The 21,220-nt window shown below is 27.9% G+C and carries 27 protein-coding genes; 4 read left to right on the top strand and 23 right to left on the bottom strand.

Annotated features, from left to right (window positions below):
• Nucleotides 1-19 precede the first annotated feature (19 nt).
• The gene (locus tag FYJ26_RS10030; RefSeq protein ID WP_154542025.1) at nucleotides 20-955 is read right to left on the bottom strand and encodes a diacylglycerol/lipid kinase family protein; all 936 of its coding nucleotides are present in this window, start codon (nucleotides 953-955) and stop codon (nucleotides 20-22) included.
• A 154-nt stretch (nucleotides 956-1,109) separates the two neighbouring features.
• Between FYJ26_RS10030 and FYJ26_RS10025 the strand changes: the two genes are divergently transcribed.
• Nucleotides 1,110-1,670: an energy-coupled thiamine transporter ThiT gene (locus FYJ26_RS10025; protein ID WP_154542023.1), complete on the top strand. Its 561-nt coding sequence runs from the start codon at nucleotides 1,110-1,112 to the stop codon at nucleotides 1,668-1,670.
• Nucleotides 1,671-1,748: 78 nt separating this feature from the next.
• On the opposite strand, the gene FYJ26_RS10020 is transcribed toward FYJ26_RS10025, so the two are convergent.
• From FYJ26_RS10020 to FYJ26_RS09950, 17 genes are all read right to left on the bottom strand, one after another.
• Complete coding sequence (locus FYJ26_RS10020; protein WP_229771255.1) at nucleotides 1,749-2,696, bottom strand: ATP-binding cassette domain-containing protein; 948 nt, start codon at nucleotides 2,694-2,696, stop codon at nucleotides 1,749-1,751.
• Between the two features lie 8 nt (nucleotides 2,697-2,704).
• On the bottom strand, nucleotides 2,705-3,172 hold the full coding sequence (locus tag FYJ26_RS11175; RefSeq protein WP_229771254.1) for an ABC transporter transmembrane domain-containing protein: 468 nt from the start codon (nucleotides 3,170-3,172) through the stop codon (nucleotides 2,705-2,707).
• Nucleotides 3,156-3,353, bottom strand: a complete 198-nt coding sequence (locus tag FYJ26_RS10015; protein WP_154542021.1) for a hypothetical protein — start codon at nucleotides 3,351-3,353, stop codon at nucleotides 3,156-3,158. The genes FYJ26_RS11175 and FYJ26_RS10015 overlap by 17 nt, the downstream gene beginning before the upstream one ends.
• A gap of 136 nt (nucleotides 3,354-3,489) precedes the next feature.
• A complete protein-coding gene (locus FYJ26_RS10010) occupies nucleotides 3,490-4,416 on the bottom strand; it encodes a type I phosphomannose isomerase catalytic subunit (RefSeq protein ID WP_154542019.1) in 927 nt (308 codons plus the stop codon).
• Between the two features lie 74 nt (nucleotides 4,417-4,490).
• Nucleotides 4,491-5,306: a hypothetical protein gene (locus FYJ26_RS10005; RefSeq protein WP_154542017.1), complete on the bottom strand. Its 816-nt coding sequence runs from the start codon at nucleotides 5,304-5,306 to the stop codon at nucleotides 4,491-4,493.
• Nucleotides 5,299-5,988, bottom strand: coding sequence for an ABC transporter ATP-binding protein (locus FYJ26_RS10000; RefSeq protein ID WP_154542015.1), 690 nt, complete (start codon nucleotides 5,986-5,988; stop codon nucleotides 5,299-5,301). Before FYJ26_RS10000 ends, FYJ26_RS10005 begins: the two co-directional genes overlap by 8 nt.
• Nucleotides 5,989-6,345, bottom strand: coding sequence for a GntR family transcriptional regulator (locus tag FYJ26_RS09995; RefSeq protein ID WP_154542041.1), 357 nt, complete (start codon nucleotides 6,343-6,345; stop codon nucleotides 5,989-5,991).
• Between the two features lie 15 nt (nucleotides 6,346-6,360).
• Complete coding sequence (locus tag FYJ26_RS11285) at nucleotides 6,361-6,489, bottom strand: hypothetical protein (protein ID WP_268234531.1); 129 nt, start codon at nucleotides 6,487-6,489, stop codon at nucleotides 6,361-6,363.
• 234 nt (nucleotides 6,490-6,723) lie between these two features.
• The gene (locus FYJ26_RS09990; protein ID WP_154542013.1) at nucleotides 6,724-7,035 is read right to left on the bottom strand and encodes a hypothetical protein; all 312 of its coding nucleotides are present in this window, start codon (nucleotides 7,033-7,035) and stop codon (nucleotides 6,724-6,726) included.
• Between the two features lie 10 nt (nucleotides 7,036-7,045).
• A complete protein-coding gene (locus FYJ26_RS09985) occupies nucleotides 7,046-7,546 on the bottom strand; it encodes a P-loop NTPase family protein (protein ID WP_154542011.1) in 501 nt (166 codons plus the stop codon).
• Complete coding sequence (locus tag FYJ26_RS09980) at nucleotides 7,536-8,186, bottom strand: YveK family protein (protein WP_154542009.1); 651 nt, start codon at nucleotides 8,184-8,186, stop codon at nucleotides 7,536-7,538. Before FYJ26_RS09980 ends, FYJ26_RS09985 begins: the two co-directional genes overlap by 11 nt.
• Nucleotides 8,187-8,194: 8 nt before the next feature.
• Nucleotides 8,195-9,316, bottom strand: coding sequence for an EpsG family protein (locus FYJ26_RS09975; RefSeq protein WP_154542007.1), 1,122 nt, complete (start codon nucleotides 9,314-9,316; stop codon nucleotides 8,195-8,197).
• Between the two features lie 677 nt (nucleotides 9,317-9,993).
• The gene (locus FYJ26_RS09970; protein WP_154542005.1) at nucleotides 9,994-11,070 is read right to left on the bottom strand and encodes an SHOCT-like domain-containing protein; all 1,077 of its coding nucleotides are present in this window, start codon (nucleotides 11,068-11,070) and stop codon (nucleotides 9,994-9,996) included.
• Nucleotides 11,063-11,419 (bottom strand): DUF2089 domain-containing protein, encoded by a 357-nt coding sequence (locus tag FYJ26_RS09965; RefSeq protein ID WP_154542003.1) that lies wholly within the window; start codon nucleotides 11,417-11,419, stop codon nucleotides 11,063-11,065. The genes FYJ26_RS09970 and FYJ26_RS09965 overlap by 8 nt, the downstream gene beginning before the upstream one ends.
• Nucleotides 11,420-11,763: 344 nt before the next feature.
• Complete coding sequence (locus FYJ26_RS09960; RefSeq protein WP_154542001.1) at nucleotides 11,764-12,456, bottom strand: hypothetical protein; 693 nt, start codon at nucleotides 12,454-12,456, stop codon at nucleotides 11,764-11,766.
• Between the two features lies 1 nt (nucleotide 12,457).
• On the bottom strand, nucleotides 12,458-13,459 hold the full coding sequence (locus tag FYJ26_RS09955; RefSeq protein WP_154541999.1) for a glycosyltransferase family 4 protein: 1,002 nt from the start codon (nucleotides 13,457-13,459) through the stop codon (nucleotides 12,458-12,460).
• Nucleotides 13,460-14,596: a glycosyltransferase gene (locus tag FYJ26_RS09950; protein WP_154541997.1), complete on the bottom strand. Its 1,137-nt coding sequence runs from the start codon at nucleotides 14,594-14,596 to the stop codon at nucleotides 13,460-13,462. It lies immediately after the preceding gene.
• 287 nt (nucleotides 14,597-14,883) lie between these two features.
• Here FYJ26_RS09950 and FYJ26_RS09945 point away from each other — a divergent pair, with 287 nt between their 5' ends.
• Nucleotides 14,884-15,264, top strand: coding sequence for an SdpI family protein (locus FYJ26_RS09945; RefSeq protein ID WP_154541995.1), 381 nt, complete (start codon nucleotides 14,884-14,886; stop codon nucleotides 15,262-15,264).
• Nucleotides 15,265-15,304: 40 nt separating this feature from the next.
• Here the strand turns inward: FYJ26_RS09945 and FYJ26_RS09940 are convergent, their stop codons facing one another.
• A complete protein-coding gene (locus FYJ26_RS09940; protein WP_154541993.1) occupies nucleotides 15,305-15,769 on the bottom strand; it encodes a PTS sugar transporter subunit IIB in 465 nt (154 codons plus the stop codon).
• A 468-nt stretch (nucleotides 15,770-16,237) separates the two neighbouring features.
• Entirely contained in the window at nucleotides 16,238-16,888 is a 651-nt protein-coding gene (locus FYJ26_RS09935) for an HAD family hydrolase (RefSeq protein WP_154541991.1), read from the bottom strand.
• A 120-nt stretch (nucleotides 16,889-17,008) separates the two neighbouring features.
• Here FYJ26_RS09935 and FYJ26_RS09930 point away from each other — a divergent pair, with 120 nt between their 5' ends.
• Together FYJ26_RS09930 and FYJ26_RS09925 are read left to right on the top strand one after the other, a co-directional pair.
• On the top strand, nucleotides 17,009-18,451 hold the full coding sequence (locus FYJ26_RS09930; RefSeq protein WP_154541989.1) for a nicotinate phosphoribosyltransferase: 1,443 nt from the start codon (nucleotides 17,009-17,011) through the stop codon (nucleotides 18,449-18,451).
• Nucleotides 18,451-19,188 (top strand): SDR family NAD(P)-dependent oxidoreductase, encoded by a 738-nt coding sequence (locus FYJ26_RS09925; protein ID WP_154541987.1) that lies wholly within the window; start codon nucleotides 18,451-18,453, stop codon nucleotides 19,186-19,188. The genes FYJ26_RS09930 and FYJ26_RS09925 overlap by 1 nt, the downstream gene beginning before the upstream one ends.
• A 515-nt stretch (nucleotides 19,189-19,703) precedes the next feature.
• Here FYJ26_RS09925 and FYJ26_RS09920 read toward each other — a convergent pair.
• The 3 genes from FYJ26_RS09920 to FYJ26_RS10850 all read right to left on the bottom strand — a co-directional run.
• On the bottom strand, nucleotides 19,704-20,525 hold the full coding sequence (locus FYJ26_RS09920; RefSeq protein WP_154541985.1) for a Cof-type HAD-IIB family hydrolase: 822 nt from the start codon (nucleotides 20,523-20,525) through the stop codon (nucleotides 19,704-19,706).
• A gap of 2 nt (nucleotides 20,526-20,527) precedes the next feature.
• Nucleotides 20,528-20,986, bottom strand: a complete 459-nt coding sequence (locus FYJ26_RS09915) for a hypothetical protein (RefSeq protein WP_154541983.1) — start codon at nucleotides 20,984-20,986, stop codon at nucleotides 20,528-20,530.
• A 116-nt stretch (nucleotides 20,987-21,102) separates the two neighbouring features.
• A partial coding sequence (locus FYJ26_RS10850) for a transposase (protein ID WP_154541029.1) occupies nucleotides 21,103-21,220 on the bottom strand: 118 nt, incomplete at its 5' end.

Genomic DNA, 21,220 nt, shown 5'->3' with positions numbered 1-21,220 from the left:
ATAGTATACTATCCCCAAATTAATTTGTCAATCTTTTTTCTTGATTTGCCTTAATTTTTTCAGAATCCCTTGAAAATCCTGTCCTAAATTTGACCGCCATATTTAAAACTTTGACTTCACTTTTTGTATAAGATCCCCCAAAATCTCCATCAAGAGTCCAGTCAATCTTCTCATCACTTTCAACCTTAAAACTTGAACCTGATCTAAAGATAATATTTTCATTTTCCTTATTAGATCTTAAGCCTTCAATTATAGAATTAAGCTCTAGAAGACCATTTGGTTTTTTCACAAGAACTGATTCAAATATTCCATCATCAAGGCCTATATTTTTTTTGTAGAAGTTATTAAATCCACCTACAGAAACAGAATTTGTTGCCATAAAATGTATAAAGTCACCTTCAAACTCTTCTTCATCTATAGTAATCTTAGCATGATAGGACTTAAGATTTGATACTGTCTTTACCCCTTCAAGTATATAAGCAAATCTTCCAAATATATTTTTCATGGACTGTTCTGTCTCATAGGAAACTTGAGCAAAGGAACCAAATGCTGCAACATAAGTAAAAAACTTTGAATTAAACTTACCTAGGTCTATATCCATAATCTGACCATTTATGGAAAGCTTTGTCGCTTTCTTTATGTCTGTTGGAATATTAAGACTTCTAGAAAAGTCATTAGTAGAACCTGTTGGTATGTATCCTATAATTGAATTTGTATCACTTCTTAAAAGACCTGATACAACCTCATCTAAAGTTCCGTCTCCACCGCTTACAACTATCTCATCAAAAAACTTAGCATATTCTCTTACTTTATATCTTGCATCCCCTTGTTTTTGTGTAGCATAAACTGTTGGCACATAGCCATGTTTACAAAAATAATCCACAATCATGCCAAGCTGTGAGCTGATAGTTTTTTGTCCACTCATTGGATTATATATAAAAAGTATTTTTTTCATTTGTTCCCTCTTTAAGTTCAAGTATTTTGCTTCTTCTAGTTAAACATACTTATACTTTACTAATGTTTTCTTAAGTTTAAAGTATTGAATCTAAGAAATGTTTTTATTCATATATATTTAATGTTATAATGATAACAGAAAAAAGGAGAAAATTATGAAAGAAAAGCATACTAGATTTATAGTAGAGTCTGGAGTATCTATTGCCCTATCATTTATTTTGTCACTTGTACCTGTTTTTAGAATGCCTATGGGAGGTTCTGTAACTTTAGTTTCAAGGCTTCCTATTATAATTTTATCTATAAGATGGGGAATTAAAAAGGGATTTATAGCTGCAGCAGCCCTAGGATTTTTAAATATGACCTTTGGAGGATATGTAATCCATCCTATCCAAGCCATACTTGATTATATTCTATCATTTGCAGCCATAGGACTAAGCGGAATATCGTTTGGAAAAAATGAAAGTAAATTTTCATATGTCCCATCAATTATCCTTTCATATATAATAAGCGGGGCTATGAATGTAATAAGTGCTTTCTTTTTCTTCTATGATATGTCAACAGCAAATGCAGCAGGATTTAAGACATTCCTACCTTACGCACTTGCCTATAACTATTCATTCCTGGCAGCAGATTGCCTTATTTTAATAATTGTTTACTTATTAATCTATGATAGACTAAAATCCTTGTTTCAAAAACAAGACCAAATAAGTAAATAGGAAAAAGTTCTTGCTAAAATAAAGTAAGAGTTTTTATTTTAGGGTAAAGGGACAAAAATGAACGTCCCTTTTGTCCCTTTAAAAAAATTTAAGTTCTTTATTTTCTATTTTTAAACTTTTATCAAAGCTTTGTATGAAGTTTTCATTTTTAGAATTGCTAACATAAATAATAGTTTTATCCTTGATTCTTTTTATAATATCTCCAATTATATTCTCATTTTTTATATCAAGTCCTGATGTTACTTCATCCATTATTAGAATATCTTTATTTTTATAAAGCGCTCTAGCAAGATCAAGTCTTTTTTTCTCACCACCTGATAGTTTGCTATCATCTATTACGATGTCAAGATTTCTATCATCCAATAAATATATTAAACCAACTTTATCAAGTATAGCTTCTGCTCTTTTATAGTCCTTATTTTCATCAAATAAGCTTATATTCTCAATTAAGGACGCATTAAATATAATAGTTTCTTGAGGAATATAATAAATTTTATTATAGTATGATTTTCTATTAATCTTATCTAAACTAGAATCATTTACATAAATATACTTGTTTTTATCCTTAAAAAGTCCTAATATCAGATGAAGAAAAGTGGACTTTCCTGATCCACTATCTCCCAATATAAGATACTTAGTATTGTCTTTAAGCTCTAAATTTAGATTTTTAATTATAAGTCTATCAGAATAATAGATATCTATGTTATCAAAACTTATAGAATCTATATAATCTATATGTTTCCCATTTTCATTAAAGTTATCCCTATGAAGGTATTTTATATAATCAAGAAAAATATTTTTTGCAGAAATAATTTCACTATATGTATCTGCAACAGACTGTATAGGTCCTGCTATTGTTGTCATAAGTATTGTCATGGCAATAAGCGAAGGTAAATTTATTAAGTCCTTATATACAAAAATCCCTCCAACAATCCATGTTCCAGAATATAGGATATTGCCAAGTCCATAACTTGTTGCATAAGTCTTTGCAAGAGATGACTCGAATATAATAGACTGATTCTTCAAATTATAAGCTAGTTTTTTAAGTTTATAATAAAAAAATCTCCAAGATTTGAGATTTTTATATAGAACGTATTAGTATTAAACTCATTAAATAAATCTAAATACTTATTCTTAGACTCTATTTCTTTTTCCTTTTTATTAGATAATATTTTTCTAGAAATAAATGGTGATAGAAATAGTATAAAAGATAATATAAGCATTATTAATGTAAGAGTTTTTTCAATATACAAAGCTGATATTAAAGATATTATAAACATAAAAAAATAAAGAATAATAGCAAATATATTATTTAAAAATCCTTTAATAGTCTCTAAATCATTTATCATCTTATTTTTAAATTCATTTCTAAAAGTTAAATTAACATCTGATATAGGCTTAGAATCAACCTTTTTTATCAAATCATTTCTTAAAGAAAATACAATATTATTTGTTAATATAGACCTATATTTTCTAGGAAAATAATCAAAAGATGCTTCCAAAATAAGAAATGGTATGGCAAAAAATAGCAATCTTTATCAATAAGTGAAAGTACTTATCTAAAGCATAATTAGTAAGATTCTTATATAAAAAAGCAACTCCAGCCGTAAAACTTGCTCCAACAAAACAAATAAGCAAGTATATAAATAGATTTTTTCTAGCTCTAAATATATATTCTTTCATCTTTAACCTCCAATTATTAGGTATTAGAAAGTATTATATAACAATTTTATATTTTCCCAAAATAGTATATAATTATTTATTATTGATAAGTATGAAAAAGCAGATAAGCTTTTTACTTATCTACTTTTCTGATTTTCTATTTAGAAGAAGATTCAACTACTTCAAGATTTCCTTTAAATGTATAATTGTTAACATAATTTGTAAGGATAAAAAAATCTCCCTTCTTTATAGGATAGGTTTTATCGTCTATTATAAGCTCTCCTTTTCCTTTTACTACTGACTCTAGTTGATATTTATCTTCTCTTTTTAGATTTATCTTATCTTTGACATTTATTTTCTTCACCTTAAAATATTCATTTTCAAGTAAAATTTCTACTTCTTTTTCTAAGTCTTCGTGGATTTTTTTACTATCTAAGCACTTTATAGCCTCTTTTGACTTATCTATATGAAGGTCACGAAGATTTCCTTCCTTATCTTTTCTATCATAGTCATAGAGTCTATAGGTTATATCGCTTGCTTGTTGTATTTCAAGGATTAATGATCCCTTTTTTATGGCGTGAACCATGCCAGCATCAACCCTAAAAAAGTCTCCTTTTATATGGTTTTCTTCTTTTAAAAGATCATCCCATCGCCTTTCATCTATTAGTTTTAAGGCTCTTTTTTTATCATCTGTTTTAAGTCCATAAATAATAGATGCCTTATTTTCATTTAGAATATACCAACACTCACTTTTTCCATAAGAATTTTCTTTTTTTGCCATTTTCTCATCTGGATGAACTTGGATTGATAAGTCATCATTTGCATCTATTAGCTTTATGAGAAGGGGAAATTTTTCCTTTTTTTCATTTCCAAAAAGCTCTTTATTGTTTTTATATAAGTCGTTAAGCTTTTCACCCTTATATGCTCCATTTATTACAATTGATGAAAAATCTTTCATTGCTGATATAGCCCAGTATTCTCCTATATTTTCTGAATTAAAGTCATAGGAGAATTCTTTTTTTAGTCTACTTCCACCCCAGATTTTTTCTACAAATTGTCCTTTCAAAAATAATACTTTTTCCATATAACACCTCTTTTTTATTATACTAAAGATGAGAAAAAGCCCAAGCTTTTAAGCTCGGACTTTTATAATAATATTTATGCTACTGTAAGCCTATTTTTGTGGAAGTAGTTAGTTAAAAACATCAATATTCCTATCACTAAAAGATTTAAGGCACTTCCTATTCCCATTATCATTGTTATCGCCTTTATATTTTTAGATAGCTCTATTGCCAATTCTTCATTTTCTATTACAATTCTAGTTGCTGTTTGTGATGTATCTAAGTCAACTATAAAAAATGATCCTATTGTAATTCCTAAAATAGCTAGCACAACAGAGATTATAATAAATACTAGAACCGGTCCAAACTTTCCTAAATTTTTAAATATCTTATCACTTCCTATAGTAATTGATGCAATAAATTTTACAAGACTTCCAATAATCGATGTTATGAAAGCAAATATTGATATAAATATTGAAAATTTAGGCAATGTATTTATTACGTTTTTTATAAGTTCAAACATTTCACTTAAAGCTTCCAAACCTATATTTGTTGTTACTGCAAAAAATATAAGAATTTCTATTATAAGGAGAACTCCTACTAATAAAGACATTATCAAATATGTTAAAAATCTTGATAAAGTAATATCTCCTGATTTTATTGGCAGTACATCATAAAAGGCCGCATTTTCACCATAGAATCTTTTATAGTCATTTAATATTACTATAACCATGGCTATAGCAAAGGACGAATACATGACAAATATTGACAAAACTAGGATAAAATTAATAATTTGTGAATTGAAATATGTATTTATCCTATTTAATAAAATTGACATAAGCATTGGAATTATCATCCATAAGGATATGTCCTTTATATTTTCTTTTAATTGTTGAGATAGTAATTTAGACATTGAAAACCTCCTCGAAATATTCTTCTACTCCCATTTTGTACTTATTTCTCATTTCATCAGTTTTCTCTTCAAGGATAATCTTTCCATCTGAGAGGAATATTACCTTATCTAATAACCTTTCAACTTGACTTATAAGGTGGGTTGATATTATCATAAGTCCATCAGAGTCAAAATTATCTATTATAACATCCATAATCTTCTTACGACTTGCAGGATCTATTCCACTCATAGGTTCATCTAGAAGGTAAATATCTGACTTTCTTGATAAAGATAGACTTATTTGAACCTTATCTTTCATACCTTTGGACATATTTTTAATTTTCATATCCATGGTTAAGTTAAAGTCTTTTATAATTTTCTCAAACTTTTCTTTTGAAAAATCATCAAAAAACTTTTCATATAATTTTAATATCTTCTTTAGTGAATAGTCACTGTCCAAAGGAAGGTGATCAGGTTGGTAGGATACAAATGACTTTGTAAGATAGCTTGGATTTTCTCCATTTATTTTTACATCACCCCTATAATTTTTTTCAAGACCTGCAAGAATTCTTAAAAGTGTAGTCTTTCCTGAACCATTTGGCCCTAAAAGTCCTACAATCTCTCCCTTTTGAAGTCTTAGATTTAAATTATCCAAAACCGGTCTTCCTCCATAATTGATATTTAAATTCTTAATCTCTAACATCTAGTCCTCCCACATATTTTTAATTCCCTCTAGGGCATCATCTTTTGCGATTTTCAAACTTTTAGCACTTGTTATAAAATCATCACAAATTATCTCAAAGGCATTTTTGGATAAGGATTTTATAAGCTTCTCATCTTCTGTAACAAACCTTCCTGCCGTTCTTTGACTATGACAAAGACCATATCTTTCAAGCTCTTGCAAGGCTCTTTGGACTGTGTTTGGATTTACCTCATATTCTTTTGCTAAGTTTCTTACAGAATCAATTTTTTCTCCAGCCTTCCACTTCCCACTTGAAATTTTTCCTTTGAAGTCTTCAAGTATTTGAATATAGATTGGCCTATCATTATCAAATTCCATCATAAAGCTCCTTTACTATTTTTCTTGGAAGATTCCTATGGCAAGACCAAAAGCCATTCCTAGTAACAAATATGTAGGGATATTTTTCATTAAAGTTTCTATAAGAATTCTTATTCTTATCCCCAAATCCATACCTTCTTCCATACAATTGTCTTCTTTCTTTTTTCCCTTATAGAATCTTTTTGTGTACTTATTAAATAAAATACAAGAGCCATTGATACCGCTATTATAGGAAATAATACATCTATAATTTCCCTATAGTCTTCCGTCTTTTGTATCGTTGTATCATTGTTCTACTTCCTTAATACAATGATATTATACATGCTCTCTTCAAATTTTGCAAGTTTTTTTTAAAAAAATAGATAGCAAAGCTTATGCTTAGCTATCTATATCCAAATCTTCAGTTTTCATAAAGGCTTCATTTCCAAAGTAATCTACTCTTATAAAGCCATCTTCAGCTTCAGATAATACTTTTACACTAGATCCTTTTTTTATCTTATCCCACACGCTTTTCTCATCTTTTCTATCATACATAAAGGTATCCTTATTTACCAAATAGAGCCCATCTATTTGAAATTCTTTTTGAGAATTTTTAGACAGGTACTCTTTTTTTTGTTCATTTTCCTTTAAAACTAGGACTTCTTTTTTATCACTACAAGATGATAGTAAAATAATAAGAAAAAAACTCAAGACAATTTTCTTAAATATTGTAGACCACCCCCATTATAGGTGAGCCTAGTCTTTCAAATTCTTTTTTTGCATCTACTACCTTTGATTTACTAGTCTTATTTTCATAAGCAATAAGAATTTTTTCATCATCAAAGGCTGATAAGAGATAAGAAATAGCCTCATCTTTTGACTCATTTATCAAAATAAGGTCAAATTTATTTTTTAAATCAAAAATCAACTTTTTAAATTCATCTGAATTTATAAGGTTTGAAGAATCTTCTGTAAGTGATATATCAATTCTTGCTAGATTATCTTCTTTTTTTATCATGGTAGTATAGTCTGATATAAAATAATTATCCATATCTGTAAAGTTCAAATAAACTGTGTTTTTAATCTTTGCACACTCTTTTGCAATTTTAATTACTATATCAGAACTTTCTACTTCATCAAAGCTTATAAAACCAATAGTTTTTTTGGAATCCGATGCAAGCTTTATTGCGATTTTTTGATAGTTTAATTTGTTATTTTTCATCTATGACTCCTAAGATTTCTATACCTATATTATCAAAAAATAATTTAGACTTAACTTTTCCTTGGAAAAATTCCTTAGTAACCACCGCTAAAAGAGACAAAACAAAGGCAAAAGCCGCCAAAAATACAGCTTTCTTTATAGCCTCTCCTAGACCGTCTTCTCTTATATTTACATTTTGTATATATTCAACATTATCTTTTCCTACATATTCTTTTATATCTTGTCTAAATTGTTCAATTATGGCTTGTAAAACTTCACCTGTATCTTTTTCCCCTTTTGCCTTATATTCAAAAGTAATAATTCCTGCTTGGGAATTTAGATTAGTTTTTAGGTTCTTTTTAATAGATTCAGGTTCATCTTCTATACCTAGATTTTCCTTAACTTTCATATAAAGGTCATTTGAGCTTAAAAATTCTTGATAAATATTTGAAATCTTTTCATTGAGCATTAAGGAGTTGTATGTTATATCTTCTCCCTTATTTTCTGAAACCATTACCGCAGCTTCTGCAGTATAAGAGTCCTTTATCTTATTTCTAGTATAAAAAAATCCAAAAACTCCTAATGCTAATGTTACAATTATTACATATTTTATATTGTTTTTTATTATATTTCCTATCTCGGATGATCTAATCTTTTCCATAATCCCTCCTAGTTTGTAAGTGATAGTATAGCTTGTTCATTTGTAAAGAAAAATCCATAGCTTGGCGCATTTACCATAAGAAAAACCGCATAAGGCAGGATATATACAAAAATTGACAAGTATACTAAAAAGTATGTGTATTGGTCATATATTTTTATTTTCTTTAAAAGCATAGGTATGTAAAGCATTTGGAATATCGTAAAAAAGTTCGAAAACCTGAAAGCTATGGCTGTTGATGATCTAAAAGTCAAAAGCACAACAGCACAAAACCATATAGCTTTTATGCTTGCATCTTCAATTGTAAATTTCTTTATTTCATTTCTATTATAATAAATTATGCTTGTTAAAAATAAGAAAATAGCAAACAAAATCCTCGGATCTATAAAGGACATTTCCTTTGCAAATCTTCCCTGAAAGGTATAGGTTAAAATCTTTGCACTCATCCTACCCATACCAATGTTTTCTAAAATTTGTGAAGTAATCCCTAATAATTGTTTACTTAAGATAGAGACAAGAAGACTAAGGCCTAAGGCAAATACCTTGAAAGCATGAGAGAAGTCTATGTGCAAGATTAGAAAGAAAGGTATAAGTATAACTGTACTTTTGTGAAAAGACATTGCAAAAAGCAAAAAGAATATGGATTTTATATACTTTTTATTAACCATCATATAGACACTCATCATACCAAGTCCAATGGCTGACGCAGTCCTTGAAGTCTGCATATCGAATTGGATAAAAATCGGCATAAAAATAAGGGCTGACAAAAATGGATTATCACTTTCTTTTATAATCACATAGGTTGTTGGTACAATCGATAATACATTCATAAGTATTATTATAGCCTGTCTTGATATACCTAAAAGGTTGAAAATATAGGCAAATACCCTAAAACCTATCTCAACAGGATATGAAGACTGAAAAATTTTAGAAAAATCTGTACCAATATCCCTTGCAAAATAAAGATAATTGTAGTAGTCAGAATCCCCTGTTCCCCTAAGGGCAGAAAATATTAAAAATACTGAAAACATAAGGATTATAGCTATATTTCTTTCCTTTTTCTTATCAAAACTTATCATAGAATTTATTGCATAAAGGACTAATTGAATAGTCGTAAACATTAAAAATCCCATTTTAACTCCTTTTAAATATTATATCATAAAAAAAATAGAAAAATATATTAAGAAAAACATCTAGAAAATAAAATTTTTAGGCTATAGAAGATTTTACCTAAACTTTACAAGTTCTTTCTTTGGTTTAAATATAAGTTCTTTATTATATAGGTGTAAGAAAAAATTCAAAGAAAATATTTAAGAACTATAAGTGGCTCTCTTCCTTATTAAATTAAACTTTATTTTTTCTTTAATAGAAGTATTAGATTTTAAAATCCCTCAAATTATCAAATATTTCAAATTTTAGCTAGCTTATTCAAAAAGCTTATAACTAAAAAAACTAAGCTTTACTAGCAAGAAGGGGATGTTGCAAAATTATGAATTTCTAATGTTTTATCATTAAAATTACTCATAGACAATTTTAGAATAGCTTCCAAAATATGGATGCCAATGTCATGGATGATCTTATAATGATTTTAAAACAATCAATTCATTCTGCAACAACCCCTTTTATTTTTATAAAAAAAGAGCCTTTGCATAATAATAAAGTTCCTCTTTGTATCATTCAAGTTACTCATAGACAGTTCGAGAAACAAGCTTTTTAGCTTGTTAAATCCAAATTATCTTAAAAGAAACTTGCAATAATTTTACAAAGATTAATTCATTATGCAACAGCTCTTATTATTTAAGATACATTCTTATTGTATAGATGCTGAACCAAATCTTGTTGTTACTTCTATATCAAGATCTGCAATCTCAGGATTAGTTGATACCTCATATCCACCATTTTTTTGTAATTTATTTTTAAACTTTTCTGAAATATGATAGGATGGAGCATTTAAGAATGCCTTGATTTCTTTATCTACATTTTCAGTATCAATTGTTACTGAGCCAAATTGGGTCCTTATTTTAATATCTTTAGAATCACCAAGCTTAGAAAATTTTACACTACCCACATTAGTTGAAGCGTTTAGTGTATCTATATTAAATCCATCACTTCTTATAGCACCATTTATAACTTCAATATTTGCCACATCTCCAGATACATTTGTAAGATATATTGGTCCATTTACATTATTTATATTAAGATTTCCATTTGTATTTCTTAATTCAATCTTTCCATTTGTATTATCTATTTCAACGTTTCCTGAAGAGTTTATTATAGTAGTCTTAACATTTGTTGTAGAGATTATATTTTCTCTAAAATCAACATCACAAATTTCAACATCACCATTTACAAGATTTATATAAAGCTTATCGTAGATATTCTTACCTAAGTAAAGTTTTATTTCAGGTCTTGCATTAAGTGTTTTATAAGTTTCATTTAGCTTAATTTCAAGTCTATCATCAACAACATCTATAGAAAGATAGTCTTTTTCTACATCTTCCTTATTTTTGAAAAATACCTTTTGATCTACTATAATTGAGCTTTCTTGGCTTCTTTCAATTTCAAAAGATCCGTTTGTAATATCAAGCGAAATTTCATTGATATCATCATCAATCTTTATTTGACTTTCCTTTGCAGTGGCATTAATATTAAACAAATTTGATGGGATATTTAAATCATTAATATCAAAATCTATATCAATATTTGATAATTTTTCACTTGTTTTTTTCATAATACTTTCAAATGATTGGGAAAGCTTGTTGATAAAATTATCGTCATTATTTTTATTTTTATCTTTTCCAACAGCTTCTAGTAGGTCGCTAGCTTGTTCAACTGTAATCTTACCTTCTTTAAGCATATCTAAAATCATTTTCTTTTCTTCATTCATCTTTTAACTCCTTTAAAAGTTCACTCGCTTGATCTGGAGAAATCTCTCCATTGTCAAGCATATTCAAAATCTCAATCCTAGATTCTCTCTTATCAATCTTTCCACCAAGTTTTTTAACTATTTTATCTATTCTATTTCTGACAGTTGGATAAGAAATGCCAAGTATTTCACCCACATCTTTTATACTTCCACGTTTTTGTAAAAAAATTTCGATAAATTCCAAATCTTCACTATCAAGCCTTTGAAATTTACCCATCTCAAACTCTCCTCTTACTTCAGTAAGGCAGGTATTACATTTATATGATGTGATAACCAAGTCGTCACCACAATTAGGACATTTATTAATCAAAGCTAGCCTCCTTTATAAGATAAGTATACCAGCTTTTTAATTTTTGTAAAGTTTTATATTAATATTTTTAATATTTGATTTTAATTTATTAATTAAATTGATATTGTTTTTTAAAATCCTTATTCTAGAATACAAGATTTTTTATTTTAATTTTAAGGTGAATTTTTATTTTATATTATAAAGTTATCTTAAATAAACTTTGCTTCTTCAATTTATGGAAAGAAAATGGGTACAAGTAAAATCACAGCTTCCTCAGTCCCATTGTATAAAACATAAATTTAAATATAAAAAAAGATGGCTTTCACCATCAAAATTAAAGATTAATATTAGATTTTAAGGAAAAATCATACTAATTCTTTTATCCAATAAGCCTTAAGAGACCTTATTATCCATATAATAGTATTTATTACAAGTGCTAGGTTAAAAGCAAAATTAAGTAAAATTAACAAGGCATACAAGTCTACATTCTCCACTATCCTAAAAGGATTTGTAATTGATATGAATGATGAAATCAAAAATATCAAAATCCATTTTATGCTCGTTTTTAGATTTTCATTAAAGTCTACAAAAACGAAATTCTTGTTTTTGTATCTTTTATTGAAGTAGTTTCTTCTCTTTTTGTGTTCTTCTCTGCCTTCTCTATCATTTTGGATAAGACTTGAGTAATAAAATACATTATCCTCATAGGAAGATGAGTATTTTCTGAGTTTTTGACATTCCTTTTTTGAAAAGTCTATATCAAGAATTCTTTTTGTTATATTTGCTTTGGACTTATAAGAAATTCTTTTTTCTCTTATATTTTTTAATATTTCTACATCTTTTTCATTTTCTATCATTTTTAGAGTATCTTCTTCATACTTGTTTATAATTTTTCTTGATAAAAAATAAAAAGACACTAAAAGAAATATTACTATAAGTTGACCTAGCAAAAGTAGAATAAAGCTATTTACACTTATACTTGTGATAGCTATCATAACTAGGCTTGGCAATAATATTATAGTTAAAGTGTAAATTATAAATTTTATTATGCTTCTCATTTTATTCTCTTTCTAACAAGTTCTTATAAATTTCCTTAAGCCTAATACCTATCTTTTTTAATGATTTCTCTTCAGCCTTTTTATAACCTTCTTCTTTTAGGCTTGGAAGTTGATCTTCTAGGATTTTTATAGACTTTTCTTCAAATTCATCTATCGTTTTTGCCTTATATATTTCTTTACCATCTATTAGATTTTCATATATTTCTATATCTCTAATTAAAATATCTGTTTTCATAGCAAGGGCTTCAAGCAGAACTATACCTTCTGTCTCTTCATGGGTTGGAAATATATAAAGATCAGAGCCACTGTAGGCTTGTCTTAAATCATCTTGTTTTACATAACCTGGAAAGTGTAAGTTTTTTAAATCTGTCTTTACAGCTCTTTTTATATTTTCTGGGACAAGATTTAAATTGAGTTCACCAAACCAAACAAATTCATATTGTGGTAGTCTTTTGGCAAGTTCAACAAAGTCAAGGATTCCTTTTCTATATATAAAAAGTCCTACAGATATAATTGACTTTTTATTTTTATCAAGTCCATATTTTTTGTAGAAATTTTCCCTATCTCCATCTTTTTTTTTCCAAAAATCAAGATCTATCCCATTTGATACAACTTTTATCTCTCTATCTAACTTATATCCTTCAAGTATTTTTCTTGAATAGTCGGTAGGAGTAAGGATTATATCCCCCTTTCTATAGGCATATACAAGCCAATTTTTAAAAATCGGAGCTATCTGATTTGAAAACTTAAAAGAATTTTTAAAATCCTCCTTAGTTGAGTGAGCATGATAAACTATTTTCTTCCCGTCTTTTTTTGCCTTATCAGCAAAAAGGACAGATTTTGGAAAAACTGTATTTATGTGACATATATCATATTCATCATTTTTATCAAGACTAAAATCAACATCTGCAAGCTTAAGGGCTTTTATCTGGTGATCTATAGCCTTTCCTACACCTGATTCTTTTACTGTATCATAATCATCAAAATATATTAGTACTTTCATTTATTTTTCTTTCTCTAGTGCTTTTTCATATAGTTTTTCGCACTTATTACCAAAAGATTTCACAGAAAACTTCTCTAAAGCATATTCTCTTGCATTTTTGCTAAGTTTTTTATTTAAGTCTTCATCTTCCAAGACTTCTTTTACATATTTTTCAAATTCATTGAAATTTTCATATTGATATCCGTTAAATCCATCTATTATTACCTCTTTAAGGCACAAATCTTTCCTACAAATTGCAGCTATCCCATTACTTAAAGCCTCATAGTATGTTAGTCCTTGGGTTTCTGAACTACTTGCTGATACAAAAAGATCTGCCATCCTATAGTATTCATTTACTTCTTCTGACTTAACCATACCCTTAAAGTCTATCTTTTTATCAAATTGTTTAGCATATGATTTAAGATTATTTAGATAAGGACCTCCACCTACTAGGATAAATTCTAAATTTTTTATATCAAGCTTTTGGTAATATCTTATAAGCTCTTCTATATTTTTCTCCTCAGCAAGCCTTCCCAAATAGAGGATTACCTTGGCACTTTCGTCTATATTATGAATCTTTCTACAGTTTTTCTTATCTAGAAGTTTATCTGGCATGTGGATTCCTGTAGGTATAACTACGATTTTTTCTTTTTCTATTGTATATCTTTCTAAGATTTTTTCAGTCTTTATACTTGGAGCTATTAAAAAGTCTGTCCTATCAGCTATGGCCTTTGAGAATACTGAGATAACTTTTTTACCTACTTTTTTTGAAGGTGAGAAATAGTGGGTGTAGTCTTCATATATGGTGTGATAGGTATGAATTAAAGGGCATGACGCCTTTTTTGCTATCCTGACTGCCATCATAAAGGTTGAGAACTCACACTGACTGTGGATTATATCTGGTTTCCATTTTTTAAGCTCTATTATATATTTGTTTCTTAAAGTGGCTGAAATTCTTGCTTCCGGATAAATTTTTCCAGCCCCCAACGACCCTATATAGTAAATATTATCTTTTCTATAGCTTTCAGTCGAATTAGAGAGGGTTAGCACTTTTACATCATGGCCTTGATTTTCCAGATATTCTTTTAGGTTTAATATGGATCTTACCACACCATTTATAACTGGATAATACCAATCCGATGTTATTAAAATTTTCATTTTATCACCTCTTTATCTTAGCTTATAACATAATTTTATAAATTATATAAAGCCTTATTATTATTTTAGACAATAAGTAAAAATTTTTCAATTTTTACTGTAATGAATTTTTTATCTTAACTTACAAGCAAATTTCAAGCAAATTAGTTAAGATAATTTTATAATAAGACTATTTTTTCTTTTGTTAAAGTAATGAAAATTCTACTCTTTTAAAACTTATATTAATAGACCATTTTTATAAATAGAGTATACTAGAATATATGTATATAAAATAGGAGAGTGATTATTTGGGGAGTTTAATAGTTGGGAATATTATGCTTTTATTTTTCTCAATTTATATAGGAGTATTTTTTAGAAAATTTTATACATCTTATCCAAAAATGAAAGTAGGTTTTCATATTTGGGAAGTATGCTATAGTAAAGAAACATGGAATTATGGCAATAAGTTTGCAGGTAAAGTTTCAATTATCCTAGGTATTGTAATTTTCGGACTTATTTATCCTTGTTTTTTATACCTAAGACTTTATAAGAATATACTTATATTTAATAGAAATCTGCTTATATTTATTTTTATAGTTCTAATAGTTATTTATCTTGTACTTTTACTTCAAATAGTAAGATGGCATATGAGAAAAAAATTTAATTTAAGAGATGAAAAGGAAGATTAAAAATAAAAAAAGCTAGCCTTACTTTTTTTGTAATGTTAGCTTAAATTATAAATAAATTATTAATATTTCTTTTACTTGAATAAGGATTTTCTTGAATCAAGATATCCTTGCCTTCTTTTGTCATTTCATTTAAAAACTCCAAGTCTTTTCTATCAACATAAAAATCTTCAGAAAGAGCTTTTAGACCTTTTTGAAATTCCTTTTGACCTAAGGCTATTAGGTCTATTTTTATACCTAAGCTTATTAGTTTTTCCACATCTTTAACAGTAGATACAAAAATAAGTGTTCTTGTTGAGTCTTCTTCTAAAATCGCATTTTCTAAATCTTTATGCTCTAAAAATATGACCCTTATCCCATTATCAATTTCTAACCTAATTAGTTTCTTTTCAAGATTTAATCTAGAGAGTTTGTCATTTAATACAATTACCTTATCAACCTTCAAAAAATTGGCCCAACTAGATACGATATTAGGATCTCTAAGTCTGTCATCTATCCTTACAATCATCTTATATTCCTTTCTTTATTCGCTTTAAGTATACCAAAAAAACATAGAAAATCAAGTGAAAACAAGAAAAAGCACTGAAATTTCAATGCCTTTTCCCTATATTTTTATGAAAACACTTTTGACTTTCTCTATATATTTTAATCTTGCAAGTGAAAGCAATCTCTCCTCTTATACCTATTTCTTAGCTTTGATGAGAAAGAATATCCTATTTCTTTAAGAAATTTAAAAACTCAATCGATTCCTCATCTTAATTCTCATAACATATAAAAGAGTGATTATAAGGATGATTTATATATACATCTTATCCCATTAGATAACAACATTGCAGTTGCATTAATAAATTCTATAAAATACATAAAATGTCTAATGCAAATCTCTATATATTAAAGAATCCTATTTATCATCATGTTTGCAAGCTTATGGATCTATCATTTAAGTCAGATAATATCTAACACTATAGATTAAAAACTATACTCTTCTTACCTTGCTTATTTCTGTTGGGCTATCTATAAGAAGGTCTGGATTATAACTTAGAAGAAAATCCTTATCCCTAAATCCCCAAGAGCAGCCTACTGTAAATACCCCTGCATTTTTCCCACATTCTATATCAACTTCACTATCCCCAAAATAAATAATATCAGTAAAGTCAACACCAAATCTTTCCTTTATTATAAACATACCCTCAGGCGAAGGTTTTCTTTTTATATCTTCCCTATAGCCCAAAACATAGTCAAAATATCCTCTACCAAAAATCTCTTCTATAACCTTTTTACAAGTAGAATCTGGCTTATTAGAAAAGGATACAATAATCTCCCCACTTTCTTTAAGCTTATTAAGTTGATCTACAATCCCATCATAAGGTTTTGTTAGGTAGGATGGATTAGAATCGTACTTTTTATTGTAATGATTTAGAATCTCAAGTCTTTTCTCTACATTATTTTCAAAATTTATATAATCTAGGCTCTTATTTATCAATACAACAGGACCATTTCCAACAAACTCTCTAATCTTTTCTTTAGGAAGCCCCTCTAATCCAAAATCTTTTAAAGATTCATTTACATTATAGGCTATGGAATCAATTGTATATAACAATGTTCCATCTATATCAAAAATATACATTTTATCTCCTTAATATCTTTGTTTAAATTTCAATAATAAAAAACCAGTATTACTATACCACTTATCCATGGTATAATAAAAGAAATACTTTAAGTTAAAAAGAAAAAAAGAAAGGAAATTATGAATAAAAGAAGAAATTTATCCATGTTAAGTGATTTTTATGAATTCACTATGGCTTATGGATACTTTGAAAGCGGAATGAAAGATACTATTGCTGTATTCGACGCATTTTTCAGGAAAAATCCCGATGATGGAGGTTTTGCCATATTTGCAGGACTCGAGGATATAGTAGAATATGTAGAAAATATTCATTTTGATGAAGAAGATATTGAATATTTTAGAAAAAATACAAACTTTTCAGAAGAATTTTTAGCTTATCTAAAAGACTTTAAGTTTACAGGAGATATTTGGGCCTTTCCAGAAGGTTCTGCCATGTTTCCATCAGAGCCTATTATTACAGTAAAGGCTCCAATAATAGAGGCACAAATATTAGAAACCTACCTACTATTATCTTTAAACTATGGATCTTTGGTTGCAACAAAAACCAATAGGATAGTAAGAGCTGCAAAGGGAAGAACTGTAATGGAATTTGGGGCAAGACGTGCCCAAGGACCTGATGCTTCTGTAAAAGGAGCAAGAGCTGCTTTTATAGCAGGAGCGCCTATCACATCAAATACCCTATCAAGTCAAATGTATGCTTATCCAGCAGGAGGAACTATGGCTCACTCTTGGGTTCAATCATTTGACTCAGAATATGAGGCTTTTTTAGCCTATGCCAAACTTTATCCTAACAATTGTATCCTTCTTGTGGATACATATGATGTTTTAAAACAAGGTATCCCAAATGCAATAAAAGTGTTTAAAGAAGTTTTAGATCCACTAGGTCTAACAGGTGGAATTAGAATTGATTCTGGTGATATAGCATACCTATCAAAAGAGGCAAGGAAGATGCTTGATGATGCGGGTTATAAGAAAGCCACAATAGTTGCATCCAACTCACTTGATGAATATAAAATTGAATCCCTACTTCAACAAGGAGCGGAAATAGACTCTTTTGGTATAGGGGAAAGACTAATCACTGCAAAAAGTGACCCTGTTTTTGGTGGCGTTTATAAACTTTCTCAAATAGAAGATGAGGATGGAAAAAAAGATAAAATCAAAGTTAGTGAGAATGTTGAAAAAATAACAACTCCAGGCCTTAAAGAAGTATATAGACTCTATGATAAAAAAACAGGCAAGGCTGAGGCTGACTATATAACTTTAAAGGACGAAGAAGTTGATGATACCAAGCCTTTGGTAATATTTGATCCTCACTTCACCTGGAAAATGAAGAGAATGGAAAACTATAAATTAAGAAAGATGCAAATTCCAATATTTGAAGATGGTAAGAGAGTTTATAAATCTCCAAAAATCGAAGAAATCAACGAATATTGCAAAGCAGAAGTAAAAAGCTTATGGGATGAAGTAAAAAGATTTGACCAACCTCATAACTACTATGTAGACCTATCACATGACTTATGGAACTTAAAGCAAAATCTCATTATGAAAGCAATGAGTAAATAATGATAGCTATAATTAGTGGAGCAAGTTCTGGTATTGGCTTTGAATTTGCAAAACAAATTGACGATAAGAATTATGAAGAAATCTGGCTTATAGCAAGAAGAGCTGAAAAGCTTAATCATTTAAAAAAAATCCTCAAAACAAGGGCAAAAATACTTGCCCTTGATTTGTGTGAGGAAAAGTCTTTTGAAATAATTGAAGATGAGCTTAAAAAAACAGACAAAAAGATAGGTCTATTGATAAACTCTGCAGGGGTAGGCATTAATGACTATTATAAAAAAACTTCATTAGAAGATGATTTAAGGACTATTGACTTAAATATTAGGGCCTTAATAAGCCTTAGCAAAATAAGCCTTAAATATTTCAAAAAAAATGGAATAATTTTAAATATTTCTTCATCCGCAAGTTTCATTCCTCAACCAAAGTTTGCAATCTATGGGGCAAGTAAGGCATTCGTCCTTTACTATTCAAGGGCTATAAGACGAGAATTTAAGGATATAAAAGTTTCAGTTTTATGTCCAAATAGAGTTATGACAGAATTTATAAAAGATGATGATAAAAAAACTATAAAAGACTTGGGTAATGAAGATATTAAAAAGCTTGTAAGAAAAGCTTTAAAGCAAATGGGAAAAAAGGATATAATAAGCTCCCACCCTCTTTCAAAACTTCTTCTTCTCATATCAAAAGTTATACCCCATTCTTTGATTATGAAATTTGAGAAGATGCTGGGCATGTATTAATTGATTTTTTTTGAATTTAAAGAATGAAAATTTAATATTGAATAAATCATCTAATATTTTGTTTAATTTTGTTTCAAGTATTTTTCTTGGCATAAAAATTCCTCCTGATTGCATTCTCTTTATCCTAATCAGAAGCTTTTAATACACAAATTTATATAGTATCTACTTTTCTACCCCTAGGGGTAGAATTTTTTGCTATATTTTTCTTTTATTATTCTTCAATTTACTTTTTTACTTAATTTATTAGCTAGGATTTGATAAAATATTTATTTTGTTAGATTCAAGTTAATTAAAATAAATTTAAAATCAATTTAATTTCTTCTATATAATTTTATCTCACCCTAGCTAGTTATCCATACGCCTTTTTAATCTTTGTAATATATAGACAATATATCATCTATTTTACTAATTTTATAATAGATCTTTTCAAATTTTTGTTATATATCCTTAAAAAAACTCACTTTATTAGTTTATTTTAATTTAAATTTAGGAATACATTAATAAAGCTTTTTAATTTATAATTCAAAATATTTATTTATAAATTTTGAAACTCCATTATTCAAATTAGAATCAGTTAGATAATCTGACTTCCTTTTCAAAATTTCTTTTGCATTTCCCATTGCTACTGATACTCCAGCAAAATCAAGCATTTCAATATCATTAATATTGTCACCAAAGGCCATTACATTTTCTCTTTTTAGTTTTAAATACTTACATAAAGTTACTAAACCTTGACCCTTTCCTGAGTTTTTATTAAGAATTTCCAAGCTAAAAGTCTCGTTTCTCATTAGCTTATATTCCTTAGATAGTCTTTGATAATTATAATTTTCAAACCTATCAATTTCTTCTTTTTTTCCCATTATATTTATCCTACAAATGGGTTCGTTATTATATTCTTTTAGTTTTCCACTTTCCATTTTTAAAATTTTTTGGTCATGAATAAATGCTTCATTATAAATAATGTTATCATTATATAATTTACTGTCAGTATAAAATGCAACTTGTAAATCTTTAAAAGGCTTAGTTAAATTTATCAATTTACTATAATCTTCAACAGTCAAAGCATTTAACTTTATATATTCACTTTCTACATTAGGCTTTATTATAGAACCCGTATTAGTTATAGAATAATTATTTTTTCCAATCAAATCAAGATCTACTAAAAACCTTTTAAATCCTTGATATGGTCTTCCAGTACATATTACTATTTGAAATCCTCTGTCTGATAATTTCTTGATAGAGTTTATATTCTCTTTGGATAGTTCCCTATTTCCATCTAACAAAGTTCCATCTAAATCAAAGGCTATTAATTTTATAGGTCTCATTGTATCATACATTTTTAATTGTAGTAGGAGCTTAACGCTTCATATAGCTGTTTACTATTTAATTCAGCAAATGCCTTACTTACTTTTACCTTTCCTGTTTTTACAAAGGATAGTATTGTCCCTAAAAAAGATAGTACACTTTCATTAAAATCTATTCCCATTTTTAAAAATATTTTTCCAATATACTTTTTTATATGATTATAATTTTCTTTCTTAGATGATAAATATAAGACAAACACAATTTCTATCTCACAACCATCAAGTATTTTATCTTCTATATATTCTAAGAAAAGTGATAAATATCTACCACCTCCTGCTATTAATATTTCCGCCTTATCTTTTTTTAGACTATCTTTTCTTCTTGATATTCTAAAATAATAATTTAGTAATTGATATTTATCTGCATGAGTTTTATTAACCCCTTCGACTAATTCCTTCCTATAATTCTCTGGATTGTTAATAATTTTTTTCATATTCATTCCTAATTCTATATTTGTATATAAGTTATTTTGTATTTTTAATAAATTTATATACAAATTTAATAAGTCAAGTCCATAATATTGTGTAAATTATCCTAGTTCAATATTTACTATTTCATTCTAATATACAATTTAGAAGATGTTATCCAATCCTCATTGATATCAATGAGGATTGCTCCTATTAGTCTAATAGCCGATTCTTGATTTGGAAATATTCTAATCACTTTT

The sequence above is a fragment of the Anaerococcus porci genome (genome assembly GCF_009696575.1).
GTDB lineage: Bacteria > Bacillota > Clostridia > Tissierellales > Peptoniphilaceae > Anaerococcus > Anaerococcus porci.
Note: the sequence above shows the minus strand (reverse complement) of the source record. Positions and strands in the feature narration are given on the sequence as shown.

What these genes read in the sequence shown, in the direction of transcription:
- FYJ26_RS09955 (WP_154541999.1), bottom strand. Translation starts at nt 13,459, where the DNA reads ATGAAAGTACTAATATATTTTGATGATTATGATACAGTAAAAGAATCA.
- FYJ26_RS09915 (WP_154541983.1), bottom strand. Translation starts at nt 20,986, where the DNA reads ATGAAAAAAATTATTAACAATCCAGAGAATTATAGGAAGGAATTAGTC.
- FYJ26_RS10005 (WP_154542017.1), bottom strand. Translation starts at nt 5,306, where the DNA reads ATGTCTAAATTACTATCTCAACAATTAAAAGAAAATATAAAGGACATA.
- FYJ26_RS10015 (WP_154542021.1), bottom strand. Translation starts at nt 3,353, where the DNA reads ATGAAAGAATATATATTTAGAGCTAGAAAAAATCTATTTATATACTTG.
- FYJ26_RS09920 (WP_154541985.1), bottom strand. Translation starts at nt 20,525, where the DNA reads ATGTATGATACAATGAGACCTATAAAATTAATAGCCTTTGATTTAGAT.
- FYJ26_RS09940 (WP_154541993.1), bottom strand. Translation starts at nt 15,769, where the DNA reads ATGATTGTAAGGATAGATGACAGACTTAGAGATCCTAATATCGTATCT.
- FYJ26_RS11285 (WP_268234531.1), bottom strand. Translation starts at nt 6,489, where the DNA reads ATGGAAGAAGGTATGGATTTGGGGATAAGAATAAGAATTCTTATAGAA.
- FYJ26_RS09975 (WP_154542007.1), bottom strand. Translation starts at nt 9,316, where the DNA reads ATGGGATTTTTAATGTTTACGACTATTCAATTAGTCCTTTATGCAATA.
- FYJ26_RS10010 (WP_154542019.1), bottom strand. Translation starts at nt 4,416, where the DNA reads ATGGAAAAAGTATTATTTTTGAAAGGACAATTTGTAGAAAAAATCTGG.
- FYJ26_RS09925 (WP_154541987.1), top strand. Translation starts at nt 18,451, where the DNA reads ATGATAGCTATAATTAGTGGAGCAAGTTCTGGTATTGGCTTTGAATTT.
- FYJ26_RS10000 (WP_154542015.1), bottom strand. Translation starts at nt 5,988, where the DNA reads ATGTTAGAGATTAAGAATTTAAATATCAATTATGGAGGAAGACCGGTT.
- FYJ26_RS09930 (WP_154541989.1), top strand. Translation starts at nt 17,009, where the DNA reads ATGAATAAAAGAAGAAATTTATCCATGTTAAGTGATTTTTATGAATTC.
- FYJ26_RS09970 (WP_154542005.1), bottom strand. Translation starts at nt 11,070, where the DNA reads ATGAATGAAGAAAAGAAAATGATTTTAGATATGCTTAAAGAAGGTAAG.
- FYJ26_RS09935 (WP_154541991.1), bottom strand. Translation starts at nt 16,888, where the DNA reads ATGTATATTTTTGATATAGATGGAACATTGTTATATACAATTGATTCC.
- FYJ26_RS09995 (WP_154542041.1), bottom strand. Translation starts at nt 6,345, where the DNA reads ATGGAATTTGATAATGATAGGCCAATCTATATTCAAATACTTGAAGAC.
- FYJ26_RS09960 (WP_154542001.1), bottom strand. Translation starts at nt 12,456, where the DNA reads ATGAGAAGCATAATAAAATTTATAATTTACACTTTAACTATAATATTA.
- FYJ26_RS09980 (WP_154542009.1), bottom strand. Translation starts at nt 8,186, where the DNA reads ATGGAAAAGATTAGATCATCCGAGATAGGAAATATAATAAAAAACAAT.
- FYJ26_RS09985 (WP_154542011.1), bottom strand. Translation starts at nt 7,546, where the DNA reads ATGAAAAATAACAAATTAAACTATCAAAAAATCGCAATAAAGCTTGCA.
- FYJ26_RS09950 (WP_154541997.1), bottom strand. Translation starts at nt 14,596, where the DNA reads ATGAAAATTTTAATAACATCGGATTGGTATTATCCAGTTATAAATGGT.
- FYJ26_RS10030 (WP_154542025.1), bottom strand. Translation starts at nt 955, where the DNA reads ATGAAAAAAATACTTTTTATATATAATCCAATGAGTGGACAAAAAACT.
- FYJ26_RS10025 (WP_154542023.1), top strand. Translation starts at nt 1,110, where the DNA reads ATGAAAGAAAAGCATACTAGATTTATAGTAGAGTCTGGAGTATCTATT.